The sequence below is a fragment of the Burkholderia sp. Ax-1720 genome (genome assembly GCF_011753035.1).
Lineage (GTDB): Bacteria > Pseudomonadota > Gammaproteobacteria > Burkholderiales > Burkholderiaceae > Burkholderia > Burkholderia gladioli.
This window is the reverse complement of sequence record NZ_VWWK01000357.1, coordinates 1-2,530: the sequence shown is the minus strand read 5'-3', so window position 1 is coordinate 2,530 and position 2,530 is coordinate 1. Positions and strand designations below refer to the sequence as shown.

Genomic DNA, 2,530 nt, shown 5'->3' with positions numbered 1-2,530 from the left:
CGCGCTCTCGGCCGGCTCGGTCGGCGCGCCGAGCGCGGCACGCCAGTTCGATCCGCGCGCCGGCAGCCAGCCGGCCTTCGCGCTGGTCGCGCCGCCGTTGCCGCCGGAGCAGCAGAAGCTGCTCGGCATGCGCCCGCCGACCACCGCCAACCCCGGCACCCTGGTGCCGGGCGGGCGCCGCCAGACGCTCAGCTTCGCCGATCTCGGCGCGCTCGACCCGCTGCAGTTGCGCGGCACCGACGGCCAGAACGGCGTGCCCTTCTCGGTACGCAACGACGAGGTGGTGACCGCCGCCACCCTGCACCTGATCTACAGCTACTCGCCGGCCCTGCTGCCCGACATGTCGCAGCTCAAGGTGCTGATCAACGGCGAGGTGGCCGCCACCCTGCCGGTGCCGCAGGCGCAGGCCGGCACCACGGTGGCGCGCGACGTGCCGCTCGATCCGCGCTTCATCACCGAGTTCAACCACCTCAACGTCCAGCTGGTGGGCCACTACACGCGGCGCTGCGAGGATCCGGCCAACTCCACGCTGTGGGCCACCGTCAGCAACGCCAGCTCGCTGGACCTCAGCTACGCCTCGCTGCCGGTCAAGCCGGAGCTGGGCGCGCTGCCCGCGCCCTTCTTCGACCGCCGCGACGTGCGCCGCCTCGAGCTGCCCTTCGTGTTCGCCGACAAGCCCGACCCGGCCACGCTGGAGGCGGCCGGCACGCTGGCCTCGTGGTTCGGCTCGCTGGCGGGCTATCGCGGCGCGCTGTTCCCGGCCCAGGTCGGCAGCCTGCCGCTGGCCGGCAACGCGGTGCTGTTCGCGCTGGCCGATTCGCATCCGGCCGGCCTCGCGCTGCCCGCCATCAGCGGCCCGACCATCGCCGTGATGGCGCGCGACGACAACGCGCGCGGCTCGCTGCTGCTGGTGCTGGGCCGCAACGGCGACGAGCTGAAGACCGCCGCCGCGGCGCTGGCGCTGGGCCAGAACGCGCTGTCGGGCACCAGCACCACCATCACCCAGCTGGTCACGCTCAAGCCGCGCCAGCCCTACGACGCGCCGAACTGGCTGCCGACCGCGCGCCCGGTGCGGCTCGGCGAGCTGGCCGACTCGCGCGCGCTGTCGGTGAAGGGCTACGACGCCGGCGCGATCTCGCTGACCATGCGCGTGCCGCCCGACCTGTTCATGTGGAACACCAACGGCGCCTCGCTCGACCTGCGCTACCGCTATTCGGTGCGCCCGCGCCCGGATCGCTCCTCGCTGAACATCAGCGTCAACAACCGCTTCGTGCGCTCGCTGCAGATCCCGGCGGTCGACCCCTCGCGCTTCAGCATCGCGCGCTTCCTGGGACGCCTGGGCGCCGAGTCGGGCGATACCGGCAGCGCGCGCCACATCGTGCAGGTGCCGCCGCTGCTGCTGACCCCGCACTCGCAGCTGAACCTGCAGTACTACTACGACATCCCGAACACCGGCGACTGCGCCGGCGCGCTGCTGCCGAACGTGGAAGGCACGATCGATCCCGACTCGACCCTGGACCTCTCGCCGTTCCCGCACTACATGGCGCTGCCCGACCTGGCCGCGTTCGCCAACAGCGGCTTCCCGTTCACGCGCCTGGCCGATCTCTCGCAGACCGCCGCGATCCTGCCCGACGAAGCCACTCCGGGCGACTACAGCCTGTTCCTGCTGGCGATGGGCCGGATGGGCGAATCGACCGGCTACCCTGTGACCGGCGTGACGGTGGCCGGCCCCGGCCAGGTCGACAGCCTCGCCGACAAGGACCTGCTGATGATCGGCGGCCCGGGGCGCCAGCCGCTGCTGCAGCGCTGGGCCAAGTCGATGCCCTTCTCCAGCGACGGCGAGACCAGCAGCTTCACGCTGTCCGACCTCGGCCCGCGCATCGCCAACTGGTGGCACGGCCCGCACGGCATCGAGCGCACCCCGGCGCGCGCCGATCTCTCCCTGGTCAGCAACGGCGACAGCGCGCTGATCACCGGCTTCGAGTCGCCGCTGCGCGCCGGCCGCAGCGTGGTCGCGCTGATCAGCTCGCCGGGCGAATCGGAAGCCGAGATCACCTCGGCCCTGCTCGACGCCGACGTGCTGCCCCAGGTGCAGGGCGCGATGGACGTGGTGCACGGCCGCTCGGTGACGGTCACCACCAACGGCGACAGCTACTACCTCGGCAAGCTGCCGCCCTTCGAGTACCTGCGCTGGGCGCTGTCCTCGCATCCGCTGCTGCTGGTGCTGGGCGGCGTGCTCGCGGCGATCGCGATGGCCGCCCTGCTGTACCGCGCGCTGCGTCGCGTCGCGGCGCGCCGCCTGCAGGACTGACGCGATGACCCGCTCCGTTCCCCGCGAGGGCCTGCGCGCCCTCGCCGCCAAGGCCGCGCTGTCGGCCTCGCTGTCGGCTGCGCTGTCGGCCTCGTCAACCTGCGCGATATCGAGGGCCGCTCGGCGCTGCTGCTGGGCAAGTGCAAGGACAACAACGCCTCCTGCGCGATCGGCCCCTTCGTGCGCCTGTTCGACACGCGCTTCACGATCGACACGGTG

General features: G+C 72.5%; 1 protein-coding gene and 1 pseudogene. Both read left to right on the top strand.

Annotation, left to right across the window (positions count from 1 at the left end; all coding sequences use genetic code 11):
• A partial coding sequence (bcsB, locus tag F3J18_RS36625) for a cellulose biosynthesis cyclic di-GMP-binding regulatory protein BcsB (protein WP_166917022.1) occupies positions 1-2,311 on the top strand: 2,311 nt, incomplete at its 5' end.
• Positions 2,312-2,404: 93 nt separating this feature from the next.
• A pseudogene (locus F3J18_RS38440) lies at positions 2,405-2,530 on the top strand (fumarylacetoacetate hydrolase); the annotation flags it as partial.